The organism is Millisia brevis NBRC 105863 (assembly GCF_001552615.1).
GTDB lineage: Bacteria > Actinomycetota > Actinomycetes > Mycobacteriales > Mycobacteriaceae > Millisia > Millisia brevis.
Genome location: NZ_BCRN01000001.1, coordinates 388,881 through 412,668 on the forward strand (window position 1 = coordinate 388,881; position 23,788 = coordinate 412,668).

Below are 23,788 nucleotides of genomic sequence, written 5' to 3' on the forward strand. Positions count from 1 at the left end.
CGTGGCCCCGATCGGGTCCCGGCAACCGCGCTGGGCGCGGCTTCCGGGACCGAATCGTGTGGGTCAGCCGCGGAGGCGGACCGACAGGCAGGTGACGCAGCCTTCCATCTTCTCGAACTCCGAGATGTCGACGGTGACGACGTCGAGGCCGCGGGCGCGGAACAGTTCCGCGGACTGCGGGGCGGACGCGGACATGAGGATGCGGTCGTCGCCGAGCAGCACGACATGGGAGCCGGCCTCCTCGGGCACCGGGAGGAACAGGTCGCCCCACACCGACGGGTCGTCGACCAGCGGCTCGTAGCCGACCACCGAGCCGTCGGGCAGCGCGGTGACCGCGGACTTCAGGTGCAGCACCTTGGTCAGCGGTACCCCGATCACCTCGGCGCCCAGGGGCTCGAGGTGGGCGCGCAACTGCTCGAGTCCCTCGGCATTGGTACGGCCACCCTGTCCGACCCAGACGATGCCGCCGTGCTTGAGGACGTCACCCCCGTCGAGGGTGCCGGGCGCTTCGATACGGGTGACGCGGTAGCCCTGCGCGGCCACCGCCTCCTCCGCTCCGCTGATCTCGCCCAACCTGGTCGGCGTCCCCGGCCGCGTCAGCACGGCGAGGTCGCCGTAGACGACCACCGCGTCCTCGATGAACACCGAGTCCGGGCAGTCCGGTGCCGGCGCGACCTCGAAGGTTGTCCACCCGCTGTCCTCGAGGGCGTCGACGTAGTCCTGCCATTGGCGTCGAGCGAGATCGACATCGATCGGTTGGCGTTCGATGTGCGTGATCTCGCCTTCGGCGAGCGAGGCGACGGGAGGACGGACGAGTGCGTTTCTGGCGAGCATGGCTGTCAGTATCAGGCAGCGGCCTGCTCGGGGAACAATCCACGCAACATGTCGGCGATCGAGAGCACACCGAGTGTGCCGTCCCGGTCCCGAACCACCGCCAGCTGCGAGCCCGACGCCCGCAGCAGGGCGAGCGCGGCGAGCACCGTGACCTCGGGTTCGAGGACGTACAGCGGCCGCACCATATCGCCGAGCGGGGCATCCGCCGGCGCGGTCAGGGTGTCGCGGACGTGCACCAATCCGGTCGGCTCGGCCTCCGGTCCCACCAGGATGCGCAGGTGCCCACTGCGCCGGCTCGCGTCCTGGACGTCGGCGACGGTCGCATCGGCGGGCACCGCGACCGGCGGGTGGAGGCGGATCAGGTCGCGGACCTGCAGGCGCCCCAGGTCGAGCGCCCCCTCGAGCTGTGCGGAGAAGCTCTGATCGAGCGCACCGACGCTGACGGAATGCTGGACCAGCTGCCGCAGGGCGTCCGGGTCCTGTCCACCGGCCAACTCGTTGACCGCCTCCACACCGACCTTGTGCAGCAGCCAGTTGGCGGCATTGTTCAGCGCGATCAGGATCGGCCGGGTGAACCACATGAACGCCCGCATCGGCAGCGCCAACAGGGTGGCGGACCGCTCCGGGTGCGCGATCGCCCAGGACTTCGGCGCCATCTCGCCGACCACCAGGTGCAGGAAGGTCACGATGATCAGCGCCAGCACGAAACCGGCGACGTCGGCCGCCCAGTAGGGCAGACCCCAGTCGCTGAACACCGGCGTCAGCCAGTGGTGCACGGCCGGCTTGGTGATCGCACCGAGCGCCAGGGTGCACACGGTGATACCGAGCTGCGATCCGGCGAGCAGCACCGACAGTTCCGAGGCGCTGCGCAGGGCGGCGCGTCCGGAGCGGCTGTGCGTGGCGATGTCCTCGAGGCGGTGCTTCTTGGCCGCGATCAGAGCAAATTCGACGGCGACGAAGAAGGCGCTCAGCGCGATGATCGCGACGGTGGCGACGACGACAACTATCGGGTTCTCCATCACGCATCACCCTCGTGGTCGTCGCGGTCGTCTTCGGTGTCGTCGCTCGGCGGGACCAGATTGACGTGCAACAACGACGGCACGTACTGCTCGACCTCGAGGACGTCGACCTCCAGATGCCAGGGCAACGGATCGTTCGACACGGCCAGATCGGCCGGGTCGTCGGGCAGCCGCACCACGATGCGTTCGCCCGGTTCGGGCAGCGCACCGTGTTCGGCGATGATCAGACCGGCGATCGTCTCGAAGTCACCGGTGGGCAGGTCGCGGCCGATCACGCGCTCGACCTCGTCGACGGGCAGATCGCCCCGGAACTCCCAGCCACCGTGTTCGGCGTCGACCCGGTACTCCGGTTCGGCGGGTTCGTCGTGCTCGTCGCGAATTTCGCCGACGATCTCCTCGACCAGGTCCTCGATGGTGATGATCCCGGCCAGGCCGCCGTACTCGTCGACCACGCAGGCCAGCTGTTCCTTGGCGTCGGCGATCGTGCGCAGGGCGTCGGGCATCGGCATCAGCTCCGGCACGACCACCGGCGGGCGGACCGCGGTGGTGACCGGGCGATCCCACGGGTTCTCGCCGTCCCCCGACCCGTTGGGGTCGATGTCCAGGACGTCGGCGAGGTGGATGATCCCGAGGATCTGGTCATCGTCGTCGAGGACCGGATAGCGGGAGTGCCCGCTCTGCATGAGCTCGCGCACCTCGCCGAGGGTGGTGTCGGCATCGACCGAGTCGACCCGACTGCGCGGCACCATCGCGTGCTCGACGTCGTGCTTCGGGAAGTCGAGCACCCTATCGAGCAGGATCGACATCTCGATCGGCAGGTCGCCCGCGTCGCGGGACTGCTCGACGATGTGCTCGAGGTCGGCGACCGTGGCCGACGACTCGACGTCGTGGACCGGCTCGATACGCAGCAGGCGCAGCAGCAGGTTCGACGAGGTGTCGAAGATCTTGATCAGCCAGCCGGTGATCGCCAAGTAGCCCAGCGTCGAGCGGGACAGGAAGCGGGCGACCGGCTCCGGCCGGGCGATCGCGAGGTTCTTCGGGAACAGCTCACCGAAGAGCATCTGCACGATCGTGGAGAAGCCCAGCGCCAGGATGGTGCCGATGGCGACGCCGACGGTGACCGAGACCCCGGCCGAGCCGAGGAGGTCGCCGAACGCCCGACCGATCAGCGGTTCGGCCACGTAGCCGACGAGCAGCCCGGTGACGGTGATGCCGAGCTGCGCGCCGGACAACATGAACGACGTGCGGTTGGTGACTTTGAGAGTGCGTTGGGCGGCGGCGTCACCGGCATGCGCACGGGCGCGCAAGCGGGAGCGGTCGACCGCCATATAGGCGAATTCCTGTGCCACGAAATACCCGGTCGCGGCGGTGATCAGGAGGACAACAACAACTCCGAGGAGCAGGGACAACAGCGTTGTCAGCACCGCCGATTCACCACCTCGGTGGCGTCGGGGCGCGTCGAACGCGCGCGGGGCAGGTTGGGTTTAAGGGGGTCGTCAGTCGGCCCGGTCAAAGTGTCCTGTCCTCGATGCTCTTGCCGAAAGGTGTCGGCTGTGTGTAGGACAACGATAACGGTTGGTGCCCGATTCCCGGCAGGGTGCCCCGGGAGTGTGGCGAGTGCCGCTCCTACCCCGCCGAGCCGAGAATCCGCCCCGACTACCCGTTGGTGTCGAAGTTCGCGAAGTCCTCCGGGGTGAACTCACGGTGTTCCACCAGCACCATCCAGTTGCCCGAATTGTCCCGCATCAGCGCTTCGACGCCGTACGGCCGCTCGGCCGGCTCCTGCAGGAACTCGACGCCCTTGGCCTTCAGTTCCTCGTAGGTCTTGCGACAGTCGTCGACGGTCAGGCCGACTCCGGGCAGGCCGCCGTCGTCCTGGGCGCGCTTCATCGCGGCGATCAGGTCGTCGGACAGCGGCTTGCTGGGGGTGGTGAGGTGCAACTGGAGTTCCGGCTGGTTGGGGTGCACGACGGTGCACCAGCGGAAGTCGGGGCCGAGCTGCAGGTCGTCGCCCTTTTCGAAGCCGAGGATGTCGGTATAGAAGGCGAGCGAGGCGTCGATGTCCTTGACCCAGACCGAAACCAGCGAAGTATGTGTGATCATGCGCCCAGCCTAGGAGCGCGGCCGCTCACCCCGCTTCTCCCGGATTGCGGTCCTCGCGGCGTTCGACCAGGCCGCGCATGAAGACGTGGCAACCGGGGATGCGGGGCGCTCCGGCGGCGGCGTACCGGCGTTGAAAATCGCGGGGTGATTCGCCGACGATCTCGGCGAAGCGGGAGCTGAATGATCCGAGGCTGCTGTAGCCGACGGCCACGCATACCTCGGTGACGGTGAGGTTCGCCGACCGGAGCAGATCCTGGGCGCGTTCGATGCGCCGCTCGCTGACGTAGGCGGCCGGGGTGATGCCATAGGTGATCCGGAATGAGCGCAGGAAGTGGTACTTGCTCATCCCGGCGATCGCGGCGAGGGTGTCGAGGTCGATCGGCTCGGCGAAGGTGCGGTCGATGTGGTCGCGGGCCCGCCGCAGGTGGATCAGCACATCCCCGGGGACGCGGCGGGTGGGTTCGGAATCGGCCACCCCCGCAGCGTACGGCCGCTCCCGCCGCCCGACCACGCGGATCGTTGATTCTCGAACTATCCATCGTCGCAATAGGATTCGGGCTGAATTGAAACGTTTTCCCTGGTCATGAGCTTATCGAGCGATGGAACCGGAGTCGACACCGGCCGCGGGGATACGATTCCGGTCAGGTGATGAGCGTTCGCGACAAGCCCTGGCTCGCGGACCGGCAACCCTCCCTCGCGGCGGGGTGCTCCAGGTGAACACCCGGTCGTGCCGCATGGGCGCGACAAGCGCGAATCCGGTTGCCGTACCGGATGTTCGGAGGTTGCATCGTGTGTTGTTGCCGCGGGATCCGGCACTCCGGATAGCCGAAACCCGCCCCACCCCCTGTGCGTGACCCCTCGGGCCCCGCTCCCTTCCTCGTGCCCTCAGGAGCCGATTCGTCATGTCCGATACCCCCTCGCATCCCGACAACAGCCCGGCCGAGCCGGGCGATACCCCGACCGACGGTGTCCAACCGGATGACGGCCGATTGGTCGACGCGAATGTCGACCTCGACCAGCCCGCCGGCGTCTCCCGGCGCAAACTGTTCGCCTACGGTGGCGCCGGTCTCGGCGCGCTGGCGGCGGTCGGGCTCGGCGGATGGGCGCTGTTGCGCAACGACAATCGGGCGGCATCGGCCGACGGCCTGACGGTGACCAATTCGTGGGCGGACCGCGAACTGCTGATCACCTCGCCGAGCGGCGCCTGCGACGCGCCACTGATCGCCGCCTACGAGAACGGCTTCTTCACCGACGCCGGGCTCAACGTCACCCTCAAGAAGACCGGCGACGACGAGGACGTCACCGCGGCGGTGGGCTCGGGCAAGTACGTCGCCACCAACGGCATCTTCTTCAACTTCCTCGGCCCGATCTACAACGGCACGCCCGTCAAGCTGTCCGGCGGCCTGCACCACGGCTGCCTCGACCTGTACACCCGCAGCGACGGGCCGGTCGCCTCGGTCGCCGACCTGCGCGGCCGCCGCATCGGGGTCAGCGACCTGCAGGGTTCGGCGACCAACTTCTTCTCCCTCGACCTCCTCGACGCCGGCATCAACTCGAGCCCGGCGGCCAAGGAGGTCGAGTGGGTCGTCATCCAACAGGACCTGCTGCCGAAGGCGCTGCAGGACGGCGACGTCGACGCGATCGCCACCGCCGGCGGCTTCCTGCCGATCATCCAGGGTGTCGAGGACGGCTGGGCGCGGGTGCTCTCGGACAACCAGTCGATCAGCCGCAACGCCTCCTACCCGTGCTGCGCGGTCGCGTTGAACGAGCAGTTCGTCCTCGACGACCCGGTGACCGCGGCCAAACTGGTCAGCGCCTGGTCGGAGGGGTCGCGGTGGGCCGGCAACAACCTCGAGGCGATCGCCGAGATCCAGTCGTCGAAGAACTACCTGCCGCAGACCCCGGAGAACATCCTGCCGGTGCTGCGCACGCTGACCTTCGACCCGTCGCCGCGGAATCTGCACGAGGTGCTGCTGCCGGGCATCGAGAAGTTCGTCAACACCGGCTTCCTGCCCGCAGATACCAATGCGAGCGCCCTTGCCGACAAGGTCTTCGTCGACCTCGGCCTGAACTACTGAGAGGCGTATCGCGATGACCGCCACCGTCTCCCGCCCGTCCGAGGCACCCGCCCCGCAACCGTCGGGCGGCCCCGCCGACCGAACCACCCAGGGCGCGGCCCGTATTCACGACGCCCTGGAGAAGATCACCCATCCGCGACGCATCGACCCGGTGTTGACCGCGGTGGGCATCTCCTCCTGGGTCGCCTTCGGGGTGATCACCATCGCCGTGCCCAACAGCGCGAAGCTGTCGTTGCGGGACGTCGACGCGGTCGAGAACACCACCGCCTTCACCGCGATCGTCGGCTTCGGTGTCGCCGCGGTCGCCGGTGTCACCTGGCTGCTGGCCGCGCGGCCGGGCCGGGTGGGCGCGATCGCCGGCACCCGGGTCTCGCGGGGCGCGGCATGGTTGCTCGGGTCGGGCCTGTGGGCGATCTTCTGGCAGCTGTCCACGGCGAAGACGCAGATCCTCGCCACCCCGTACTTCGCCGCGCCCCAACAGATCTTCGATCGGCTGTGGAACGATCGCGGCATCCTGGCGGAGAGCATCGGCAACTCCCTGCTGCTGCTGACCGTCGGCTTCGTCGCGGGGCTGGTCGCCGGATTGGCGACCGGACTGGTGATCGGCTGGTGGCAGACGGCGAACTACTGGGTGCACCCGATCCTGATGTTCCTCGGCCCGGTACCGGCGCTGGCCTGGGTGCCGATCGTCTTCGTGCTGTCGCCGAATGCGACCAGCGGGGCGCTGTTCCTGATCGCGCTGAGCGTGTGGTTCCCGATCACCGTCCTGACGCGATCGGGCATCACCAGCGTGCCGCGCTCGTATTACGACGTCACCCAAACCCTCGGGGCGGGAAACCGTTTCCTGATCCTGAGGGTCAGCCTGCCCGCCGCGTTGCCGAGCATCTTCACCGGCGCGTTCATGGCGTTGGGCGCGTCGTTCGTCAGCCTGACGATCGCCGAGAACTTCGGGGTCAACTCCGGTCTCGGCTGGTACCTGAACTGGAAGAAAAGCTGGGGCGACTACCCGGCGGTCTACGCGGGCATCGTCATTCTGATCGTGATCTGCGGTCTGCTGCTCAGCGCATTGTTCCGACTGCGCGGCTGGGCGCTGCGCTGGGAGAAGGACGTGACCCGATGGTGAGCGAGCCGTTGGGGCAGCAGGGCGCGGCGATCGACATCCGCAACGTCACCCAGGCCTTCCGCACCGCCGGAGACGTCGATCTGCCGGTGCTGGACGATATTTCGCTGCGGGTCGAGCCGGGCGAGTTCGTGGCGCTGGTCGGGCCGAGCGGTTCGGGCAAGTCGACGCTGATCCGGCTGCTCGCGGGCCTGGACCGACCGTTGTTCGGCACGGTATCGGTCGACGGCGCCCCGGTCACCGGACCGGATCCCAGTCGCGCCCTGGTCTTTCAGGATCCGACGCTGCTTCCATGGCGCTCGGTGCGCGACAACGTCGCCCTCGGACCGCAGGCCCGCGGCACCCTCGGCCGGTCGCAGCAACGGATCGACGATGCCCTCGCGCTGGTCGGGCTGAGCGACTTCGCCCGGGCGTGGCCGGCGCAACTGTCCGGCGGTATGGCGCAGCGCGCCGCCCTGGCCCGGGCCCTGGTCAACGACCCGACGGTGCTGCTGCTGGACGAACCCTTGGGCAAGCTCGACGCCCTGACCCGCCGCGGGCTGCAGGGGGAATTGCTGAGGCTGTGGCACGACCGCGGCTTCACCGCCGTGCTGATCACCCACGACGTCACCGAGGCGCTCGTCCTGGCGGACCGCCTGGTGGTGCTCTCCCCCCGCCCGGCGCGGATCCGCGAGGTGGTCCCGGTCGATCTCGACCGGCCGCGCGACCAATCCGATCCGGCGTTCGTGGCGCTGCGGGCGCACATCCTCGACCTGCTGGACGAGGAGTTGACCACCACTCCCGACGCCCTGGAATCGATCACCTGATGTCCGCTCCCCTGCCCGTTCCACCGACCCCCGGGAAGAACCCCATGTCTCGTTTGCAGAAGTTCCTGCTGGTCACCGCCGCCGCGACCGCCGCGCTGCTCGGTGCGGCGATACCGGCGCAGGCGCACGTCACCGTGTCGTCGTCGACCACCGATCCCGGCGCCTACGCGACCCTCACCTTCAAGGTGCCCAACGAGTCCGACACCGCCTCGACCACCGAGCTGACCGTCGATCTGCCGACCGATACCCCGTTCACCTCCGTTCTGGCGCAGGACATTCCGGGGTGGGCGGTCGATCTGGTCAGCTCGGACCTCGATGATCCGGTCGCGGACGGCCACGGTGACAGCATCACCTCCGCGGTGACCAGCGTGCAGTGGACGGCCACCGGCGGCGGGATCGCGCCCGGCCGGTTCGAGACGTTCACCCTGTCGGTCGGTCCGCTGCCGGAGTCGGGCACGCTCTATCTGCCGACGGTGCAGCGCTATTCGGACGGCAGCGAGTCGTCCTGGGTCCAGCAGGCGCAGGGCGGCGCGCAGACCGAGCATCCCGCCCCGAATGTGGTGATCGGTGCGGCGGCAGCGCAGCCGGCGGCGGGCTCGTCCGTCGCCGCGCCCGCGGATGCGGCGCATACCGCGTCGACCGGCTCCGACCGGTGGGGAGTTGGCCTGGGCATCACCGGGATCGTGCTGGCGCTGCTCGCCGCCGGCCTCGCCGGGGTGGCGTTCGGTCGGGTCCGTCGCATCGGTCCCCCCGCCGCCGAGCGGCACGACGCCGCCCCCGAGGGCTCCGGTCAGGAGGGCCCCGATCACGAGAGCTCCGACCGCGTTCTGTCCGCACCTCGGTGATCGGCGCCGTCCGGTCGGGCGCCGGTCGTGCTCTCGGACTGCTGCTCGCGATGGGCGTCGCCCTGTTGATGGGGGCGGCGCCCGCCGCGGCGCACGCCTACGTGATCGCGGTCGACCCGGCCAACGGTTCGCAGATCGACGCGGCGCCGACCGCGGTCACCGTCACCTTCAGTGAACCGGTCACCCTGGCCGCCGACCTGGTCACGACGGTGCTGGACGCCGCCGGCGAGCGGGTAGACAACGGGACCGTCGACCTCTCCGACGACCGGGTGACCCTGACGATCGGTCTGCGCGACGGCTTGGCCGAAGGTCGGTACATCGCGTCCTGGACGGTGGTCTCCGCCGATACCCATCCGGTCGGTGGGTCGGTGCAGTTCGGCTACGGGGTGCCGGCGCTACCGGTGTCGAACCCGACCGTCGAGCCGAGTGTGCTGCTCGGCTTGGCGGTGGCCCTGGTGAAGGGGCTGCTCTACGTGGCGCTGGTCCTGGCGGTCGGCACGCTGCCCGCCGCCGCGGTGTTCGGGGCCGGCGCCGGGGTCTTCGCGCGTATCCGCACCCTGTTGCGGTGGGCGACGCTGCTCGCGGTGATCGCGTCGCTGCTGCAGGTGGTCGTGCAGTACCTCTGGGACGCGTCCGCGCTGCCCGGTGGGCCGACCGTCGCCGGCGCCCTGGCCTTTGCGTCCACGCCGTACGCGGTGGCGGTCTACGTCAGGATCGCCCTGTTGGTCGGCGCGGCGCTGCTCGCTCCCGCGGTTCCCGGCCGGCGCCTGCGGTTCGGTGCGACGGTGCTGCTCGGTGTGGCCGCGCTGGTGGCGACGGTCCGCAATGGTCACGGCGGCGCCGGACCGTGGTGGCAGTACCTGTCGACGGCCGCGCACGTGGTGGCGGCGGTGGCGTGGATCGGCGGCCTGGTGGTGCTCGCCGCGTTCCTGTTGCGTGATCGGACGGGCCACCACCTGCGGTTTCTCCCCCGCTGGTCGGTCTACGCGGCAGCCTCCGTCACCGTGATCGCGGGGACCGGGCTGCTGCAATCGGTGGTGCAGGTGCGGTACCCCGGCGCGCTGACGTCGACCACCTACGGGGTGGTCCTGATCGCCAAGGTGGCGCTGGTGGTCGCGGCGGTGGCACTCGGCTGGTGGGGTCGGCGGTGGGTCCGCACCCGTACCGGGCCGTCGGTGCCGACCTCCGCCTTCGCTCGCCGGGTGCGCCTCGAGGTCGGGCTCGGGGTACTGATTGTGCTGGTATCGGGCCTGTTGTCGTCGGTTGCTCCCGGCACCGATGTGTACGCGCCGACCCGGACGATCGCCGAACGGATCGGACCGTACGCGGTGACCGTCGACGTCGGCCCGGCCCGCCGCGGCCCGCAGACCTTCCGCGTCACCGTCACCGGCGACACCCCCGATACCGCCGTCCCCCGTGAACTGCGGCTCGACCTGGCCCTCGCCGACGGCAGTGTGCGCGGTCTGACGGTCGACTTCCCCTACCGGCTGCCCGGCGCGATCCGTGACGACACCGCCACACCGTTCACCTTCGTCAGCTCCGCCGTTTCCGTACCGGTCACCGGAGAATGGTCCGGCACGCTGACGGTAGTCGCGGACGAAAGACGACAATACGCTGCCGAATTCGGCTACCGGGTGGTCTGAGACCCGTTTGCGTTCGCCCCGACGGTCGGCGATCGGGTACAAACAAGACCGAACACCCACATGTACGCGACGCGCCGACTGTCGAGCACTGAGGCGCCGCACGACGGCGCCGCGCCGTTGTGCATGCCCGCAGGAGGCCCAGTGACCGGACCGGATGCGCCCTACCACGTTCACGAGATCCCGAACTTCACCCTGGCGTCGGGCCGCACCCTGCGCCCGGCTCGGATCGCCTACCAGACCTACGGGACGCTCAACGCGGACAAGTCGAACGCGATCGTCTACCCGTCCTGGTTCTCCGGGCGGCATTGGGACAACGAGTGGCTGATCGGCGAGGGCATGGCGCTCGACCCGGCGAAGTGGTTCATCATCGTGCCGAACATGTTGGGCAATGGACTGTCGTCGTCGGCGTCGAATACCCCGACCCCGCAGGACCGCTCCCGCTTCCCGGCGATCGCGGTCCGCGACAACGTCGAAGCCCAATATCGGCTGGTCACCGAGGTCTTCGGGATCGAGACACTGCCGTTGGTGCTCGGCTGGTCGATGGGCGCCGGGCAGACCTACCAGTGGGCCGTGAGCCATCCGGAGATGGTGCAGCGCATCCTGCCGTTCTGCGGATCGTCGCGCACCAGCCCGCACAACCGGGTCTTCCTCGAGGGCGTGCGCGCCGCGTTGACCGCCGACTCCGCGTGGAAGAACGGCCTCTACCAGTCGCAGCCGGTCACCGGGCTGCGCGCCGCCGGTCGCGTCTACGCGGGATGGGGCTTCTCCCAACAGTTCTACTGGCACGAACTGTTCACGCAGATCGGCTTCACCTCGCTCGAGGACTTCCTGGTCAACTTCTGGGAGGGCTTCTTCCTCGACCGCGACGCCAACAACGTGCTCACGATGTTGGACACCTGGTGGCACGGCGATGTCGGCGCCACCCCGGGCTTCGCCTCCACGGAGGAAGCACTGGCCTCGATCACTGCCCGCGCGATCGTCATGCCCGGCAAGACCGACCTCTACTTCCCGCCGGAGGACGAGGCCTGGGCGGTCTCGCATATGCCGAACGCGGAATTGCGTGTCATCGACAGCATCTGGGGCCACTTCGCGGGCGGCGGGGTCAATCCCCCCGACACGGCGTTCATCGACGCCGCGGTCGCGGAGCTGCTCGCCGGGCCGTCCGGAATCTGAGCGGCCACAGCCCAACGGACATCGTCGTACCCGGGCCGGCGTCACCACGTTGGCCTGAACCAACTGAGCACCCCCCGCCTGTCCGGCGGGGGGTGCTCTACGTTGCTCATCCGGGCGAAAGGTGACCGCAGCCCCATAGGCTGACACGCATGACAAGCCGGAACGAATCCGCACCTACGCACGACGCCGCGATCGAGGAGTTCCGTCGGGCGGCCGAGGAGCATCCCGATTGGGGCATCGACATGGACGCCGTCCTGGAGTCCATCCGATACGTGCGGGGCGAGTAGGCGGCACTATCCAGCCGACGACGGAATCACCAGGGTGGTGACGTGCAGGCCGATCGCACCGCCCACGGCCGTCGTCAGTTGTCCGAGTGGGTGTCCACCTCGACCCCGGCGCGGCGGGCGAGGCCGGTGAGCAGGGCTTCGAGGCCGGCCTCGAAGGCGACGCCGGCGATCCGATTGCCCTGGTATGCGGCGGAGTGGGCGTCGAAGGCCGCGGAGAAGACCGGCGCCTCCTCCCGCAGCTCACCGGTGGCGAAGACGTCGTCCGGCGCGCGGGTGTCGTAGGCGGCGCCGTAGACCAACGACTCGATCGCGACGATCGTCGGGACGATGGCGGGGCTCGGCCAGCCGCCGCGTTCGAGCGCCCGCGCAACAGCTTCGTACATGCGCGTCGTCGCGGGGGCGTCGGTGATCGGCATGACGGCGATCGGCGCGATCAGCGGGGTGTAGTCGCTCATGATCGCGCGGTAGCTGGTCGCCCACGCGGTGATGCCGTCGTACCAGGGCAACTCGTCGAGCTGCTCGATCGCGACCTCGCCGAGGATGCGGTCCTGCACCCAAAGCAGGATGTCGCGCTTCGAGGACGCGTGGTTGTACAGCGCCGCCGGGGTCACCTTCAGGCTGGTCGCGAGATGATTCATCGTCAGGGCGCCCACCCCCTCGCGAGTGAGGATGCGCAGCGCGGCATCGGTGATGCGGCGGCGGGTGAGCACCCTGGTGGTGGGCCTGCCGGCCGGTCGATAGGGCGCGGCGGACATCCCGGCTCCCCTCGATCGACGTGGTCCGACACATTCTGTCATCGTCCGGCCCTTCCCTTCCGGCGCCGCTCACGCTACCTTAAATTAACAACGTTTATTTATCGGGCGGCTTCCGTGTACCCGGACCGCCCCGAATCCGCGAAAGCGAGCACCCGTTCATGCAGACCATCGATCGCGACGTCGTCATCGTCGGAGCCGGCCCCTCGGGCCTGTCGGCAGCACGCCGACTCGTGGCCGCGGGCAAGTCGGTCGCGGTGCTCGAAGCCCGTGACCGGGTGGGCGGGCGCACCTGGTCGGACCACATCGACGGCGCCTTCATCGAGATCGGCGGCCAGTGGATCTCCCCCGATCAGACCGCTCTGAAGGCGCTGATCGCGGAACTGGGCAAGGAGACCTTCAAGCGCTACCGCGAGGGCTCGTCGGTGTACATCGACGCCGCGGGTGAGCGGCACGTCTACGCCGGTGACGCGGACTTCCCGGCGCCGGCCGCGACGAAGATCGCGATGGACAAGATGATCGCCGAACTCGACGCGCTCGCCGCCGAGATCGGGGCCGCCGAGCCGTGGGCGCACCCCCGTGCCGCGGAGCTCGACGCGATCTCCTTCCACGACTGGCTGCGCTCGATCGCCGATGACGACGAGGCCGTGCGCAACGTCGCGCTGTACATCGCCGCCGGCATGCTCACCAAGCCCGCGTACGCGTTCTCGGCGCTGCAGGCGATCCTGATGGCGGCGTCGGCCGGTTCGTTCAGCCAACTGATCGACGAGGACTTCATCCTCGACGAGCGCGTGGTCGGCGGCATGCAGTCGGTGTCGATCCAGGTCGCGGAGGAACTCGGCAGCGAGGTCGTCTTCCTGAACAACCCGGTCCGCTTCCTCGAATGGACCGACAACGGCCCGGGAGCCGCCGCCGAGGTGATCGCTCGTACCGACACGATGCAGGTCCGCGCCGCGCACGCGATCGTCGCTGTCCCGCCGAACCTCTACTCGCGCATCTCCTACTCGCCGCCGCTGCCGCGCATGCAGCAGGTCGCCCACCAGCACGTCTCGATGGGCCTGATCATCAAGGTGCACGCCGTCTACGAGACGTCGTTCTGGCGCGAGGACGGCCTGTCCGGCTCCTGCTTCGGCGCAAGCCGAATCATGCAGGAGGTCTACGACAACACCAACCACGGCGACGAGCGCGGCACGCTGGTCGGGTTCATCTCCGACCAGAAGGCCGAGCAGATCTGGGGCCTGTCCGAGGAGGATCGCCGCGAGGCCATCCTGGCCGAACTGGCCTCCTACCTGGGCCCGAAGGCGCGCGAGGTACAGGTGCTGTACCTGAGCGACTGGGGCAACGAGGAGTGGACCCGCGGCGCCTACGCCACCAGCTACGACCTCGGCGGCCTGCACCGCTGGGGCGCCCTACAGAACCAGCCCGTGGGCCCGATCCGCTTCGCCTCGTCCGATATCGCCGCCGAGGGCTACCAGCACGTCGACGGCGCCGTGCGCATCGGACAGGCCACCGCGCAGCTGATTCTCGACGCCTGATCCGGGCTCGTGTCACAAGACGTGTGGGAGAGCGACGCCGAGGACAATACGTCCATCACCGTCCGCTCCCGCACGTCTTGTGCACGACCCGACCGTCCTACGGGGTGATCAGGGTGGTGAAGTGCAGGCCGACCGCCCCGCCGAGCAGGACGATCGCCAGCGCGACCAGCGGCCACGGGAACAGCGGCAGGCCCCGCCGGTGGGCCCGCACGGCACCGATGAGCCCGACGATCGGGCCGAGGACCAGCGAACCGAGCGATACCGCGTAGGCCGTATCGAGCGCGCCGAAGTCGCACGGCGTGTACTGGCTGCACGGGGCGGTGGCCATGGCATACAAGCCGGTGAGGATCAGCGAGAACCACATCACCACCAGCAGGCCGACCGTCAGCAGCACGGTCGCCACGGAATCACCGGCGGCTCGGGGCGCCTTCGCGGCCGGTTCGATCGTCGCTGTCGAGGTCATGCCCCTCATCGTCGCCGTCGGACGACCACTGCGGATGCGCAGAACTACCCGGTTGGTACAGCGAGAATCCCTCGAATCCACCCTCGGGTTCGCCGGCGTCGACCCGGCCGGGATGCGCGAACACCCAGCCGGCGAGCGCCCGCGTCATGTCGAGCTGGTTGTCGCGCGTGACGATCTCGTGGCCCTCGTCGGGGAAGAGCAGCAGCTCCGCGACCCGGCCGCGGGCACGCAGCTCGTCGACGATCTGCTGGGATTCGCTGACCGGCACGTTGGTGTCGTGCGCGCCGTGGATCACCAGCAGCGGCGCCCGCACATCGCCGATGCGGTGGATCGGCGACAGATCGCGCAGCAGTTCGCGGTCGGACTCGGGGTGGCCGTACTTGGTGTACGCGGCCAGCCCGATCCAGGCCTCGGTATTGCGGTAGAACGACTCGAGGTCGCTCATCCCGCAGATCGCGATGCCGGCGGCAAAGACGTCCGGGTGGAAGGTCAGACAGGCCAGCGTCAGGTAGCCGCCGTAGGAGCGGCCGGACGCGTAGATGCGGTCCGGGTCGGCGATTCCGCTCTCTACCAGGTACTTCGCGCAGTCGGCGGCGTCGTCGATGCCGGCATAACGGCCGTACCGGTCGTCGGCGTGGGAGAACAGCCGGCCGTAGCCGCTCGAGCCGCGCACATTCGGCGCGAAGACGGTGATGCCGGCGTCGACCAACGGCCCGAAGAGGAACTGGTAGTCCGGGCGGGTCTGCGCCTCCGGCCCGCCGTGGAAGTAGAGTAGCGTCGGCGCGTCCGGTGCATCCTTCGCCCGGAAGAGCCACCCGGACAACGGCATTCCGTCGCGGGCGGAGAACTCGTGCAGCTCGGGCTGTAGGGCGGCGGACGGCCCGGTACCGAGCACCACGTCGTCGCTGACCGGGGTGACCTCGCCGGTGCGGGTGTTGACCAGGTGTACCAGCGGCGAATGCTGCGGGCTGGAGATCGACAGCGCCACAACCGTTCCGGCCGCCGAGATCGACAGGTCCGCGGCGACGGCGCCGGGCAGCGGAATCGGGTCGTGCAGGGTGCGGTCCGGCAACGTCAGGATCTGCAGTTCGCTGTACCCGTCGACATTCCACAGCATCGCGACGGTCGACTGGTCGTTGCTGACGGCGAATTCGTCGATGCCGGCGTGCGGGCGGGACGCGAGGACGCGGAAGCGCACCCCGCCGCGGTCGACCTCGATACCGAGCAGCCGGGGATACTTCGCGTCGAAGTCGCTGACCACCAACGCCTGCACGCTGTCGAGGTCGCGTTCGCCGGGCCGGGCGCGGCCGGAGAACAGTGCGGACGGATGGTCGAAGCCCTGGTCGAGGATGTGTCCGCGGTCGGTGACCGCACCCGGGTCGTTGGGCAGCAGGGTGGTGATCTCGACGTCGCCGGGTTCGCCCGCCTCGTCGGTGCGCCGCCGCAGCAGCAGCATGTCGCGGTAGCCGCGCGGGCCGACCCGCAGCAGGGTCGCGCCCTTCCACGAGTCGATCAGCGCCCCGCCGACGCGCGCGTCGAGGGTTTCGGTGGTGCCGCTCGCCGGATGCACCCGCAGCGAATGCGCGGTGCCGTCGACCTCGGTGGCGGTCAGCAGGACCGCGTCGCCGTCCCAGTCGACCAGCGACACCGTCGCGAAGGACCGGCCGTCGGTACGTTCGGCACCCAGCCGGTGGGCGGTGTTGTCGTCGGGATCGGTGGTGACCACCCACACCTGGTGGTGCTCACCGCCACTGGGTGCCACCTCGACCGCCAGCCAGCGACCGTCGGCGGAATGCACCACCTTGCGTACCGGTCCGGTCGAGGGGATGCGCACCCAGCGCAGGTCCCCCACCCCCTCCTCGGACAGCTCGCGCTGCGCGGCGGCGGGGTAGCCGTGCCCGTCGTCGACGATGTACGCAAACGCCGAGCCGTCCGGTGATACCGACGGCCCGTAGGTGCGCCATCCCCTCTGGTCGAACCGCAGATCCGCCCGATGGATCGGTGCGGAGTCTACGGTTTCCGACCCCCGGCTCACCGCTTGGTAATCGTTTCCATCGTTTGCAGCCACATCTCCAGCATGGCAACCTGCCAGAGCTCATTGGAACCGAGGGTCGTCCGAATCCCGTTCGGGTTGGCGAAGAGCCGCTCGAGCGCCTCCGGACGGTAGAGTCCGCGGTCCTTCGCGGCCTGCGAATTCAGGGTGTCGGTGACCATGTCGAGCACCCCGCCCTCGAGGTGGCGGATACCGGGCACCGGGAAGTAGCCCTTGGTGCGGTCGATCACCTCGGCGGGCAGCAGCTTTCGGCTGGCTTCCTTCATCACGCCCTTGCCGCCGTGGGCGAGCTTCAACTCCGGCGGACAGGATGCGGCCAGTTCGACAAATTCGTGGTCGAGGAAGGGCACCCGCGCCTCGAGCCCCCAGGCCATGGTCATCGTGTCGACCCGCTTGACCGGATCGTCGACCAACATGATCGTCGTATCGAGGCGCAGGGCGGCATCCACCGCGGTGCGCGCGCCGGGAGCGGACTGGTGCGAGGCGGCAAACTCCCAGCTCGGGTCGATATCGCCCAGGTGGTACGGGGCGGCGAGCAGCTGTCCGATCGCCTCGTGGGAGCGGTCGAAGAAGACGCTCGCGTACGCCTTGGTCGTCTCCTCGCGGGCGACGCCGGCCAGCGGCGGGTACCAGTCGTAGCCGCCGAGGATCTCGTCGGCGCCCTGACCGGACTGCACCACCTTGATCGACTTGCTGACCTCCTGCGAGAGCAGATAGAACGCCACGCAGTCGTGACTGACCATCGGTTCGCTCATCGCGGCGATCGTGTCGGGGACCGCGGGCAGCAGCCGGTCGGTGCCGATGTGGATCTTGTGGTGATCGGTCTCGAAGTGGTCGGCGATCAGGTCGGAGTAGGCGTACTCGTCGCCGGACTCGCCGCCCGCGGAATCGAAGCCGATGCTGAACGTCGCCAGATCTCGCTGCCCCTGTTCGGCGAGCAGCGCGACGACCAGCGACGAGTCGATACCGCCGGAGAGCAGCACCCCGACCGGCACGTCGGCGACCATGCGCCGGCGCACCGACGTGCGCAGCGAGTCGAGCAGTTCGTGCTGCCAGCGCTGCTCGTCCCAGTCGGCGCGAGCCTCGTCCGGTTCGAAGTTCGGCGTCCAATACCGGCGTTCGGTGCTGCGACCGTCCGGGGTGATGATCCGAACCGTCGCGGGCGGCAGCTTGCGGATGCCGTTGTAGATCGTGTGCGGCGCCGGGACCACCGAGTGGAAGCTGAAGTAGTGATGCAGGGCGACCTTGTCCAAGGAGGTGTCGACGTCACCGGCCTGCAGCAGCGACTGCAATGACGACGCGAACCGCAGCCGACCGGGCGTTTCGGCCAGGTAGAGCGGCTTGATGCCGAGGCGGTCGCGGGCGAGGATCACCGTGCCGGTGTCGGTATCGGCGATCGCGAAGGCGAACATCCCGTAGAAGCGCTGGACGCAGTCGCTTCCCCAGGCGTGGTACGCCTTGAGGATCACCTCGCTGTCGGCGTGCGAGAAGAACCGGTAGCCGAGGCCCTGCAGCTCATTGCGCAGTTCCTGATAGTTGTAGATGCAGCCGTTGAAGACCATCGCCAGACCGAGTTCCGGGTCGATCATCGGCTGCGCGCCGCGTTCGGACAGGTCGATGATCTTGAGGCGGCGGTGTCCGAGGGCCACCGGGCCCCGGACGAAGATGCCGGAGCCGTCCGGACCGCGCCGATGCATCGCGCAGGTCATCGCGTCGACCGCCTCGACATCCGGCGAGGCGCCGTCGAATCGAATCTCGCCGCAGACTCCGCACATCCCTGTTCACCTTCCGTCGACCATCTCCTGCTCGACCGGCCCGCACCCGCTCCGGGACCGGGTCGAGTTCGTTATCCCTGGATCCAGGTGTCCTTGCCGCCGCCCCCGCGCGAGGAATTGACGATCATGCTGCCCGCCGGCGCCACGCGGGTCAGCGCGGCCGGCGCGACGTGCGCGGCGATCGAACCGTCCGTGTCGGACCGCAGATGGACGAATACCCGCAGGTCGACGTGGTGGGCGTAGAGGCCGTTGCCCTCGAAGGTCGGGTGCGTGGACAACGACACCACCTCCTGGGCGATGAACCGTTCCGGCTGGGTGAGCAACTCGAGGCGGCGGTCGGCCAACTCCTTCTCGGAGCATTCCGGGCCGATCGTGATCCCGGAACCGCCGAGCCCGTCGATCGGCTTGACCACCAGTTGGTCGAGGTTCTCGAGCACATAGTCGCGCTGATTGCGCTCGGCGCAGAGCCAGGTGGGTACCTGTTCGATACCGGGTTCCTCATTGAGGTAGTACCGGATCATGTCGGGAACGTAGGCGTAGATCGCCTTGTCGTCGCCGACGCCGTTGCCCAGGGCATTGGCGATGGAGAACCGGCCGCGGATCAGCCCGTCGAGGATGCCCTTGCGTAACGGTTTGCCGTCGTGGCCGGACGAGGAGAGCAGCATGTCCTCGTCCATGCGCACGTAGGCGGTGTTGACCGGGGTGCGGGTGGCGCCGTGGTGATAGAAGATCCGCCCGGTGTCGGGGCCCTCGGTGGCCGTCGACAGATCCTCCGGGGTGGCCAGCGGCAGACCCGCCTCCGCGGACAGCAGGCTGTGCTCGAACCAGGCGGAGTCCTTCCAGCCGGAGCTGAGCATGATGTCGATCCCGTCCGGGTGGGCGTCCGGGGGCGCCGCGGCGGCGATGGTGTCGCGGACCATCGCCGGCAGCCCCTCGACCGACAACGTATCGACCGGGGTCTCGAGTTCGGGTAGGAATTCGTGCATCAGCCGCCGGTTGGAGATCGCATAGGCGATACCCGAGGGAACGCGCAGGTTGTCCTCGAGGACCAGGAACGTCCCCGGCCCGGAGGACACGACGTCGGTCCCGCAGATATGGGTGCGGACCTGCTGCCAGGACGGCAGCCGACCGGTCTGGCGGTAGCCGGGCGCGCGGTCGAGCGCCTCGATCGGCACCACGCCGTCGCGCAGGATGTTCTGCTGCCCGTAGACGTCGAGGATAAAGGAGTTCAGCGCCCGGGCCCGCTGGGCGAGGCCGGCGCCGATCACCTCCCAGTCGGCGGCGTTGATCACCCGGGGCACGACGTCGAGCGGGAACAACTGGGCGCGGGCCTGGCCGGTGACCCGGAAGGTCACTCCCGCGATGCTCTGCTCCCGCTCGATGCTGTACTGCCGTTTGCGCAGTTCGATCGCGCCGAGGCCGGTCAGCCCGCCGAGGATCTCCTCGTAGCCGGCGCGCGCGGTCAGGTCGGGTGCGACCGCCTCGTCGTAGGCACCGTGCAGCCCGGAGGCCTCGTCGCCGACCGCCTCCTCGGCGGCCACCTCCCCGTGGCTGCCGTAGCCGACGAGCAGCGAGCCCTCCAGATCCGGGGTGACCAGCGGCGCGACCGTTCCGGCGGTTTCGGCGGCGAGCCGTTCGACCACCGAGGTGAACCGGCCCTGACGGCGCAGCACCCGGCGTTGGCGCGACGAGGAACTGCCGGCCAGCAACGCCCGGTCGGCCAGTTCGGTGACCGTCTCCCAATCGCCGGTCGACTCGAGTTCGGCGCGCAGATCCTCGATCAGGGTGGTGACGACCTCGACGGCGGGGCGCGGCTGCGCCTTGACCACGTCGATCAGGTCGCCCTCCAGGCCCGAGCGGGCGGCCTGCCAGATCGCCGCCCGATACATCGTCGGGGACGGCACGTCGACGGGCGGTTCGTCCAGGCGGGCCGCCTCGCGCAGCACCATCGCCCGGAAGAGCCCGGCGATCAGCGCGATCGTGTCGACCGAGGGGCAGCTGTCGCATACCCGCAGCTCGAGGGTGTTGACCCGGGCGGAGGGCCGCACGTCGAAGTACACCATCCCGGAGTCGGTGATCACCTCGCTGCGGATCAGCCGGTCGATCTCGGCGTCGTAATCGGACGCGTTGTTGACCTCGGGGAACGGCCCGGTGGTCGGCCATCGCTGCCACACCAGGGTGCGGGCGCTGGCGTAGCCGGTGTCGGTGCCGTCCGACCAGAAAGGGGAGCTGGCCGACAGCGCGAGCAGGGTGGGGATATCGCGGGTCAGCCGCATCGCGATGCCGACCGCCTCGTCCCGATCCCGCACGTCGACGTGCACCTGGGTTCCGCAGATCAGCTGTTCGCGGGCGAGGAGCTGGTAGTCGGCGAGCATGCGCCGATAGCGCGGCGTTTCGGTGACGCGCAGATCCGCCGGTACCGCCAGGGGTACCGAACCGGCCGCGACCACGCCGACACCGAGCTGTGCCGCGTGTTCGACGAGTACCGAGCGGTTGGCGGCGAGGTCGTCGCGCAGCGCGGCCAGACTGCTGTGTACCCCGCTGTTGGATTCGATGACACAGCGCTGCAGCTCGGCCACATAGGGGCCGTCGGCGGGCAGAATCTCGAGCAACTCGGGAGCGCGGGCGGTCAGCCGCCACGTCCGCAGGTCCACCAGATGGAACTCTTCTTCCACACCTACGCGCCGAACATCGGACGTCATTGGTCCAGCCTAGTGATGTTCCGCCGGTTCAGCGTGTCGGAGCGTTACCTTCTTGTGACCAAATTTACCGCTTGTTGGTGACAAAGACCACGGGGCTTCCCGGAAACACCGCTTTCACGCCACCGACACATGTCGCCCCTAGTGTCGGTTTCGGTCCCTGCGCTTCGAGCCCGGAGGTTCGCCTCGAGGTCCGCACCGCGGGAAGCACCCGTCCGCAACCTTCGAGGAGCAGCACACAATGAGCGGAAGCAGTTCTCGGCGCCAGGCCGTAGAGGCCGTCACCTCTTACACCGCGCCCACCACCGACTTCATCGAGTCGTTGGGTGAGCTTTTCGGCCGCAACATCTTCGGTCCGACCGAAATGAAGAACCGTCTGCCCAAGCAGATCTACAAGTCGGTCATCGCCACGATCGACGAAGGTGCTCCGCTCGACCCGAGCATTGCCGACGCGGTCGCCTCCGCGATGCGCGACTGGGCCCTGGAGATGGGCGCCTCGCACTACGCGCACGTCTTCTACCCGCTGACCGGCCTCACCGCCGAGAAGCACGACTCCTTCCTCGAGCCCGAGGGTGACTCCGCCTCGCTCGCCCAGTTCTCCGGCAAGACCCTGATCCAGGGCGAGCCGGACGGTTCGTCGTTCCCCAACGGCGGCATCCGCTCGACCTTCGAGGCCCGCGGTTACACCGGCTGGGACGTCACCAGCCCGGCGTACATCCTCGAGAACCCGAACGGCAACACCCTGTGCATCCCGACGGTGTTCATCTCGTGGACCGGTGAGGCCCTCGACAAGAAGACCCCGCTGCTGCGCTCCCAGCAGGCGATGAGCAAGCAGGCCTCCCGCGTGCTGAAGCTCTTCGGGCATACCGACGTCGACACCGTCGTCTCCTACGCCGGCGCCGAGCAGGAGTACTTCCTGGTCGACCGCCACTTCTACTTCTCGCGCCCCGACCTGATGGCCTCCGGCCGCACCCTCTTCGGTGCCAAGCCGTCCAAGGGCCAGGAGTTCGACGACCACTACTTCGGCGCCATCCCGGAGCGGGTCCTCGCGTACATGATCGAGGTCGACCGCGAGCTGTTCAAGCAGGGCATTCTGGCCAAGACCCGCCACAACGAGGTCGCCCCCGGCCAGTTCGAGATCGCGCCGCTGTTCGAGAAGGCGAACCTCGCGCACGACCACCAGCAGCTGATGATGACCACCCTCAAGAAGGTCGCGCAGCGCTACGGCATGGAGTGCCTGCTGCACGAGAAGCCGTTCAAGGGCGTCAACGGCTCCGGCAAGCACGTCAACTTCTCCATCGGCAACAACAACCAGGGCAACCTGCTCAACCCGGGCGATACCCCGCACGACAATGCCCAGTTCCTGGTGTTCTGCGCGGCGATCATCCGGTCGGTGCACATGTACGGCGGCCTGCTGCGCGCCGTCGTCGCCTCCGCCAGCAACGATCATCGCCTCGGCGCCAACGAGGCCCCGCCGGCGATCATCTCGATCTTCCTGGGTGACCAGCTGGCCGACCTGTTCGACCAGATCGCCAAGGGGACGATCACCGGCTCGAAGACCGGTTCCTCCCTCGAGGTCGGCGTCGACACGCTGCCGGCCTTCAAGGCCGACCCGGGCGACCGCAACCGCACCAGCCCGTTCGCCTTCACCGGCAACCGCTTCGAGTTCCGCGCGCCGGGTTCGTCGCAGTCGATCTCCGGTCCGATGGTCGCGGTCAACACGATCATGGCCGACTCGCTCGAGTACATCGCCGACACGCTCGACGCCGATGTGGCTGCGGGCACCGACTTCAACACCGCGGTGCAGAGCCTGCTGCAGAAGATCATCCTCGAGCACGGTGCGGTGGTGTTCAACGGCGACGGCTACTCCGAGGAATGGCAGCAGGAAGCGGCCACCCGTGGCTTGCTGAACCTGAAGACGACGGTCGATTCGCTCGAGCAGTTCAACGAGCCGGCGATCATCGAGGTCCTCGACAAGCACAAGGTCCTGAGCCCGCGCGAGTTGCACAGCCGCTACGAGGTCTACCTCGAGCAGTACATCCTGAGCATCGCGGTCGAGTCCAAGGAGACCCTGGAGATCGCCCGGACCAAGATCCTGCCGGCCGCCCTGCGCTACCAGGGTGAGCTGGCCCAGTCCGCGGCGAACCTCGTCTCGGTGGGGGTCGACTTCGACAAGGGCCCACTCGAGCAGGCGACCACCGCGGTGGCCGGTCTGACCGCCGCGATCGCCGTGCTCGACAAGGCCGTCAACACCCACGGCGGGGAGACCCCGGCCGAGGAGGCCGCCTTCGCCCGCGACACGCTGATCCCGGCGATGCTCGAGGTGCGCGAGGAGACCGACAAGCTCGAGTGGATCGTGGCCGACGACCTGTGGCCGCTGCCCACCTACCAGGAGATGCTCTACATCCTCTGATCCTGGTTCGCACCCACTCTCCGTTGGGCCGCCGAGACGATTCGTTGTCGCGGCGGCCCAATCGTTGTCTCGGCGGACCGAATCGTTGCGGCTCGAGCACCCGCGATGTCCGACCGATTCCGTCGGCGCGGCCGCCGTTATCCGTGGATCGGAACTATGGATCGGTGCGACCGCAACTCGATACCGTGGT

At 68.8% G+C, this 23,788-nt stretch carries 19 protein-coding genes and 1 riboswitch; of the genes, 9 read left to right on the plus strand and 10 right to left on the minus strand.

The window, feature by feature from the left end; genetic code table 11:
* Nucleotides 1–63: 63 nt before the first annotated feature.
* From ddaH to MB1_RS01760, 5 genes are all read right to left on the minus strand, one after another.
* Complete coding sequence (ddaH, locus tag MB1_RS01740; protein ID WP_066903036.1) at nucleotides 64–834, minus strand: dimethylargininase; 771 nt, start codon at nucleotides 832–834, stop codon at nucleotides 64–66.
* An 11-nt stretch (nucleotides 835–845) separates the two neighbouring features.
* A complete protein-coding gene (locus MB1_RS01745; protein WP_066903038.1) occupies nucleotides 846–1,853 on the minus strand; it encodes a CNNM domain-containing protein in 1,008 nt (335 codons plus the stop codon).
* Entirely contained in the window at nucleotides 1,853–3,274 is a 1,422-nt protein-coding gene (locus tag MB1_RS01750) for a hemolysin family protein (RefSeq protein WP_066903468.1), read from the minus strand. The genes MB1_RS01745 and MB1_RS01750 overlap by 1 nt, the downstream gene beginning before the upstream one ends.
* A gap of 235 nt (nucleotides 3,275–3,509) precedes the next feature.
* Nucleotides 3,510–3,956, minus strand: coding sequence for a VOC family protein (locus MB1_RS01755; protein WP_066903040.1), 447 nt, complete (start codon nucleotides 3,954–3,956; stop codon nucleotides 3,510–3,512).
* A 25-nt stretch (nucleotides 3,957–3,981) separates the two neighbouring features.
* Nucleotides 3,982–4,431: a helix-turn-helix domain-containing protein gene (locus tag MB1_RS01760; protein ID WP_066903042.1), complete on the minus strand. Its 450-nt coding sequence runs from the start codon at nucleotides 4,429–4,431 to the stop codon at nucleotides 3,982–3,984.
* A gap of 169 nt (nucleotides 4,432–4,600) precedes the next feature.
* Nucleotides 4,601–4,712: riboswitch (SAM riboswitch) on the plus strand.
* A 146-nt stretch (nucleotides 4,713–4,858) separates the two neighbouring features.
* Between MB1_RS01760 and MB1_RS01765 the strand changes: the two genes are divergently transcribed.
* The 7 genes from MB1_RS01765 (at nucleotide 4,859) to MB1_RS25480 (ending at nucleotide 11,908) form a co-directional block, all read left to right on the plus strand.
* The gene (locus tag MB1_RS01765) at nucleotides 4,859–6,034 is read left to right on the plus strand and encodes an ABC transporter substrate-binding protein (RefSeq protein WP_066903044.1); all 1,176 of its coding nucleotides are present in this window, start codon (nucleotides 4,859–4,861) and stop codon (nucleotides 6,032–6,034) included.
* Between the two features lie 13 nt (nucleotides 6,035–6,047).
* Entirely contained in the window at nucleotides 6,048–7,157 is a 1,110-nt protein-coding gene (locus MB1_RS01770) for an ABC transporter permease (RefSeq protein ID WP_066903046.1), read from the plus strand.
* Complete coding sequence (locus MB1_RS01775) at nucleotides 7,151–7,960, plus strand: ABC transporter ATP-binding protein (protein ID WP_066903048.1); 810 nt, start codon at nucleotides 7,151–7,153, stop codon at nucleotides 7,958–7,960. Before MB1_RS01770 ends, MB1_RS01775 begins: the two co-directional genes overlap by 7 nt.
* Before the next feature lie 44 nt (nucleotides 7,961–8,004).
* The gene (locus MB1_RS01780) at nucleotides 8,005–8,805 is read left to right on the plus strand and encodes a YcnI family copper-binding membrane protein (protein ID WP_084350618.1); all 801 of its coding nucleotides are present in this window, start codon (nucleotides 8,005–8,007) and stop codon (nucleotides 8,803–8,805) included.
* Entirely contained in the window at nucleotides 8,802–10,448 is a 1,647-nt protein-coding gene (locus tag MB1_RS01785) for a copper resistance CopC/CopD family protein (RefSeq protein WP_066903051.1), read from the plus strand. The genes MB1_RS01780 and MB1_RS01785 overlap by 4 nt, the downstream gene beginning before the upstream one ends.
* Nucleotides 10,449–10,589: 141 nt before the next feature.
* Nucleotides 10,590–11,621: an alpha/beta fold hydrolase gene (locus MB1_RS01790; RefSeq protein WP_281189700.1), complete on the plus strand. Its 1,032-nt coding sequence runs from the start codon at nucleotides 10,590–10,592 to the stop codon at nucleotides 11,619–11,621.
* 149 nt (nucleotides 11,622–11,770) lie between these two features.
* Entirely contained in the window at nucleotides 11,771–11,908 is a 138-nt protein-coding gene (locus MB1_RS25480) for a hypothetical protein (RefSeq protein WP_157083854.1), read from the plus strand.
* 74 nt (nucleotides 11,909–11,982) lie between these two features.
* Here the strand turns inward: MB1_RS25480 and MB1_RS01795 are convergent, their stop codons facing one another.
* Complete coding sequence (locus tag MB1_RS01795; RefSeq protein ID WP_169801579.1) at nucleotides 11,983–12,663, minus strand: TetR/AcrR family transcriptional regulator; 681 nt, start codon at nucleotides 12,661–12,663, stop codon at nucleotides 11,983–11,985.
* Nucleotides 12,664–12,821: 158 nt separating this feature from the next.
* Between MB1_RS01795 and MB1_RS01800 the strand changes: the two genes are divergently transcribed.
* Nucleotides 12,822–14,195, plus strand: coding sequence for a flavin monoamine oxidase family protein (locus MB1_RS01800; RefSeq protein WP_066903054.1), 1,374 nt, complete (start codon nucleotides 12,822–12,824; stop codon nucleotides 14,193–14,195).
* Between the two features lie 97 nt (nucleotides 14,196–14,292).
* Here the strand turns inward: MB1_RS01800 and MB1_RS01805 are convergent, their stop codons facing one another.
* From MB1_RS01805 to MB1_RS01820, 4 genes are all read right to left on the minus strand, one after another.
* Nucleotides 14,293–14,658, minus strand: a complete 366-nt coding sequence (locus MB1_RS01805) for a hypothetical protein (protein WP_066903056.1) — start codon at nucleotides 14,656–14,658, stop codon at nucleotides 14,293–14,295.
* Nucleotides 14,603–16,693: a S9 family peptidase gene (locus tag MB1_RS01810; protein WP_245649980.1), complete on the minus strand. Its 2,091-nt coding sequence runs from the start codon at nucleotides 16,691–16,693 to the stop codon at nucleotides 14,603–14,605. The genes MB1_RS01805 and MB1_RS01810 overlap by 56 nt, the downstream gene beginning before the upstream one ends.
* Complete coding sequence (locus MB1_RS01815) at nucleotides 16,690–18,486, minus strand: N-acetylglutaminylglutamine amidotransferase (RefSeq protein WP_066903058.1); 1,797 nt, start codon at nucleotides 18,484–18,486, stop codon at nucleotides 16,690–16,692. Before MB1_RS01815 ends, MB1_RS01810 begins: the two co-directional genes overlap by 4 nt.
* A 71-nt stretch (nucleotides 18,487–18,557) precedes the next feature.
* Entirely contained in the window at nucleotides 18,558–21,188 is a 2,631-nt protein-coding gene (locus MB1_RS01820; protein WP_066903060.1) for a carboxylate--amine ligase/circularly permuted type 2 ATP-grasp protein, read from the minus strand.
* Nucleotides 21,189–21,426: 238 nt separating this feature from the next.
* Between MB1_RS01820 and MB1_RS01825 the strand changes: the two genes are divergently transcribed.
* The gene (locus MB1_RS01825; RefSeq protein ID WP_066903062.1) at nucleotides 21,427–23,598 is read left to right on the plus strand and encodes a glutamine synthetase III family protein; all 2,172 of its coding nucleotides are present in this window, start codon (nucleotides 21,427–21,429) and stop codon (nucleotides 23,596–23,598) included.
* Nucleotides 23,599–23,788 lie beyond the last annotated feature (190 nt).

Coding starts and splice junctions, on each gene's coding strand:
- MB1_RS01770 (WP_066903046.1), top strand. CDS start 6,048: ATGACCGCCACCGTCTCCCGCCCGTCCGAGGCACCCGCCCCGCAACCG.
- MB1_RS01820 (WP_066903060.1), bottom strand. CDS start 21,188: ATGACGTCCGATGTTCGGCGCGTAGGTGTGGAAGAAGAGTTCCATCTG.
- MB1_RS25480 (WP_157083854.1), top strand. CDS start 11,771: ATGACAAGCCGGAACGAATCCGCACCTACGCACGACGCCGCGATCGAG.
- MB1_RS01755 (WP_066903040.1), bottom strand. CDS start 3,956: ATGATCACACATACTTCGCTGGTTTCGGTCTGGGTCAAGGACATCGAC.
- MB1_RS01800 (WP_066903054.1), top strand. CDS start 12,822: ATGCAGACCATCGATCGCGACGTCGTCATCGTCGGAGCCGGCCCCTCG.
- MB1_RS01805 (WP_066903056.1), bottom strand. CDS start 14,658: ATGACCTCGACAGCGACGATCGAACCGGCCGCGAAGGCGCCCCGAGCC.
- MB1_RS01825 (WP_066903062.1), top strand. CDS start 21,427: ATGAGCGGAAGCAGTTCTCGGCGCCAGGCCGTAGAGGCCGTCACCTCT.
- MB1_RS01780 (WP_084350618.1), top strand. CDS start 8,005: ATGTCTCGTTTGCAGAAGTTCCTGCTGGTCACCGCCGCCGCGACCGCC.
- MB1_RS01765 (WP_066903044.1), top strand. CDS start 4,859: ATGTCCGATACCCCCTCGCATCCCGACAACAGCCCGGCCGAGCCGGGC.
- MB1_RS01815 (WP_066903058.1), bottom strand. CDS start 18,486: ATGTGCGGAGTCTGCGGCGAGATTCGATTCGACGGCGCCTCGCCGGAT.
- MB1_RS01775 (WP_066903048.1), top strand. CDS start 7,151: ATGGTGAGCGAGCCGTTGGGGCAGCAGGGCGCGGCGATCGACATCCGC.
- MB1_RS01745 (WP_066903038.1), bottom strand. CDS start 1,853: ATGGAGAACCCGATAGTTGTCGTCGTCGCCACCGTCGCGATCATCGCG.
- MB1_RS01795 (WP_169801579.1), bottom strand. CDS start 12,663: ATGTCCGCCGCGCCCTATCGACCGGCCGGCAGGCCCACCACCAGGGTG.
- ddaH (WP_066903036.1), bottom strand. CDS start 834: ATGCTCGCCAGAAACGCACTCGTCCGTCCTCCCGTCGCCTCGCTCGCC.